The sequence below is a fragment of the Bacteroides sp. genome (assembly GCF_052357945.1).
Classification (GTDB): domain Bacteria; phylum Bacteroidota; class Bacteroidia; order Bacteroidales; family Bacteroidaceae; genus Bacteroides.
Genome location: NZ_DAWCXD010000249.1, coordinates 1 through 3,913 on the forward strand (window position 1 = coordinate 1; position 3,913 = coordinate 3,913).

2 protein-coding genes are annotated in these 3,913 nt (G+C 39.6%); both read left to right on the top strand.

Going from position 1 to position 3,913, the window contains the following annotated elements; all coding sequences use genetic code 11:
* A partial coding sequence (locus ACT8YW_RS22250) for a family 43 glycosylhydrolase (RefSeq protein WP_444107180.1) occupies positions 1 to 1,403 on the top strand: 1,403 nt, incomplete at its 5' end.
* A gap of 190 nt (positions 1,404 to 1,593) precedes the next feature.
* Entirely contained in the window at positions 1,594 to 3,804 is a 2,211-nt protein-coding gene (locus tag ACT8YW_RS22255) for a glycoside hydrolase family 3 N-terminal domain-containing protein (protein WP_444107181.1), read from the top strand.
* Positions 3,805 to 3,913 lie beyond the last annotated feature (109 nt).

Genomic DNA, 3,913 nt, shown 5'->3' on the forward strand with positions numbered 1-3,913 from the left:
TATATTACCTAGGCATGGGCGAAGAACGAATTTATAGAAGTACAGCACCCGAAGCAGATAAATGGGAAGAAGTTAAATTTGACTTACAAGGCCTTGGCGATCCTGCTTTCTTTCAAGATAACGACGGACGGGTATACTTATATCATGGATGCTCCGACTGGGCCCCTATCAAGGGAGTTGAGGTTGATCCAGAAAACGGTTTTAAGAAAATCGGAGCAGAAATTGATTTAATACCTCATGCATCAGATCGTTTAGGTTGGGAGGTATTCGGAGACAAGAATGACCAACATGACAAAAAAGGATGGAATGAAGCTCCTTGCATTACTAGACAAGGTGACTTTTACTATCTGATGTATGCCGCACCAGGTACAGAATTTACAAGCTATTGCACTGGCGTATATGTTTCCAAAAATCCACTAGGTCCTTATACTTGCATGCCTGGTGCTCCTTTTGCCATTAAAGCCGGGGGATTTATTAAAGGAGCTGGTCATGGACACCCATTTAAAGACCGTTATGGAAATGACTGGTATGTAGCCACAATCGTCGTTGCATCTAAAGAACATTATGAACGTCGCATTGGCATATTTCCTGCTTTTTATAAAGCTGGTTATGCTCATGCCATAACCGAATATATGGATTTCCCCTTCATTCTACCAGATAAAAAAGTAGACTTCAGTCAACATAATATTTCAGCCGGAATGAATTTGCTCTCTTACAACAAACAAATGAAAGCCTCCTCTTCATTGGGTGTTCATCAGGCAAAAATGGCAACGGATGAAGACATTCGAACGTGGTGGTCAGCAGCATCCGGGAAAAGAGGAGAATGGTTACAGATGGATTTGAGTAAACCAATGGAACTCTCCGCTTTACAAATCAGCTTTTCTGATGAAGGTTTCAAAACATACAGACATGATAAGAACGTACCGGTCTATCAATATATAGTAGAAGGTTCTTTGAACGGAACAGACTGGCAACTCTTGGCAGACCGTTCCCAAAACACCAAAGACCAAATATACGAACTGATTGTATTGGACAAGAAAATAAAAACCCAGTTTGTACGAATCAGGAATACTAAAGACTTTGCGACAGGCTACTTTTCCATAGCAGATATACGTTTATTTGGAAATGCAAAAGGGAAAGTTCCGAAACAGGTATCCAACTTCATAGTCGAACGCAATAAAGATAGAAGAAGAATAGCTTTTACATGGGACAAACAACCATCAGTTGAAGGATATGTGATTCGTTGGGGAGCTTCTCCTGAACACATAGACAATGCTATAATGGTGTATGACAACCAAGCTGAATTTGGCTTCTTCGATCGTGATATGACCTATTATATGACAATTGAAGCATTTAACGAATCAGGTAAAAGCAAAAGTAGTACTCCTATCAAGATTAATTAATATAAAAAAGAAAGTCAACTCACATCTTGAAAATAAAAGTTATAAGAAGGTATGATTTTGCGACATCATTATCTTGATTTATGTCACTGAAATTTATTCATACACTAATGTCACAAATTCAGATACTATATATCGAACATGGAAATTACTTTTGTTCACAAGAAACCGATAACACATTAAAATAAGTATTATGAAAAAAGTAACACATTGGATGTGCCTTTATTTATTTCTATGCTTACCTATTATATCATTAAGTGCTCAAAACAGTGAAAATCTTAAGAAAAAGAAAAACTTCATCTCCAATCTAATGAAAAAGATGACACTGGATGAGAAAATAGGACAACTATATCAATGCTCTGGCGGCGGAGATATTACAGGCCCAAATAAGGAAAGAATTCCTCGTACCGAACAAATATCACAAGGATATTTGGGTTCAATGCTGAACATTCAGGGTATAGAAGAGATACGTAAATACCAGGAAGCGGCCATGAAATCAAGATTAGGGATTCCTTTGGTTTTCGGTTTAGATGTTCTTCATGGTTATCGCACAGGCTTTCCCATCCCTCTGGCAGAAGCGGCAAGTTTCGACTTAAAGGCTATTGAAAAAGCATCACATTATTCAGCAACAGAAGCAGCTTCCGAAGGTATCAACTGGACTTTTGCCCCAATGGTAGATATCAGTTGGGACGCTCGTTGGGGACGCGTGATGGAAGGAGCTGGTGAGGATCCATTTTATGGTGCATTAGTAGCTAAAGCTCGCATACGCGGGCTTCAAGGAGACGATTTATCAGCAACCAATACCATTATGGCTTGTGTGAAACATTTCGCTGCTTATGGGGCACCTATAGCTGGTAAAGAGTACAATAACGTAGATATGTCTTTAAGCCATTTTGCCAACTTTTATATGCCTCCCTACAAGGCAGCAGTAGAAGCAGGCGCAGCCACTGTAATGGGGGCATTTAATGATTATAATAATATCCCATCTTCGTGCAATACCTTCCTGTTACGCAAATTATTGAAAGAACAATGGGGGTTTAAAGGTTTTGTAGTATCAGACATGAATTCCGTGCGTGAAATAATCAATCACCGGTATGCCAAAGACGAAAAAGATGCAGCGGCCAAAGCCATCAATGCCGGTATGGACATGGAAATGGTAAGTACCTGTTATTTAAAACATTTGAAAGAATTGATTAAAGAAGGCAAAGTGAAAGAAAGTATATTAAACGACGCTGTACGCCGCATTTTAGAAAAGAAATACGAACTGGGACTGTTTGATGACCCCTATAAATATTGTAATCCCGAAAGAGCACGGCAGGTACTAAACTCCCCTCCCATACGGAAAGCAACTCGCCACATCGCAGAGCGCTCCATTGTTTTATTAAAGAATGAAAGAAATGTATTGCCTTTATCTAAAGAAACAAAAAAAATAGCTTTAATAGGTGCATTAGCTAAATCAAAAGGAGACATGCGTGGTGGTTGGTCCGGTGCCGACGAGAGTAAAGTCGTAACTCTATATGAAGCGATGGAAAACCGTGGATGTGCGATAAACTATTGTGATGGTTACGACTTGGAAAGAAATCAAATTGTCAACTTAGACCAAACTTTATCAGCAGCCCGTCAATCGGACATTGTCATTGTGGCTATAGGAGAACGGGCAGGAGAAACCGGTGAATTATCTTCGAAAGGAGACATATCCATTCCTACAGAACAACAAAAGTTGGTCTCCGAACTTATAAAAACCGGAAAGCCGGTTGTCGCACTGATAATGTGCGGCCGTCCTGTGATTTTTAATGAAGTACGCCGGGAAGCTCCCGCTATCTTATGCACATGGTGGTTGGGAAGTGAAGCTGGTAATGCTATCTGTAATGTGTTGTGGGGAGATTACAACCCATCTGGTAAACTGCCAATGACTTTCCCGCAACATAACGGACAAATCCCATTATACTATCAATACAAAAGTACCGGACGTCCCACCGCCTTGGGAGGATGGTGCTCTAAATACAAAGACATTCCTACAGATCCAGCTTATCCATTTGGATATGGTTTATCATATTCTACTTTCACATATTCGGATGTAAAATTACTTCCAGGGAATGGCAAAGACGTACACACACGTGTTGCCGCTACCATAACGAACACTGGAAAATATACCGGTGAAGAAGTTGTTCAATTATACATCCGTGACGAAGTTGCCTCAATTACCCGCCCTATTAAAGAACTAAAAGGCTTCGAGAAAATAGAATTGAAAGCAGGAGAAAGTAAAATTGTGACTTTCGACATAAAAGACCAACAACTGGGATTTTATGACAACGCAATGAAGTTCACAGTTGAAAAAGGAGATTTCACCTTTATGATTGGTGGAAACAGTGAAGAACTAAAAGAGATTGTATATAATTATTAATTATCCAAATCTAAGAACATGGAAAATGATCGTTTAATTAACAAAGCAGGATGGCTTAAATATTCACTGCTTTGCCTATTGAGTTGTCCATTGTCCGTCACAGCTGCTA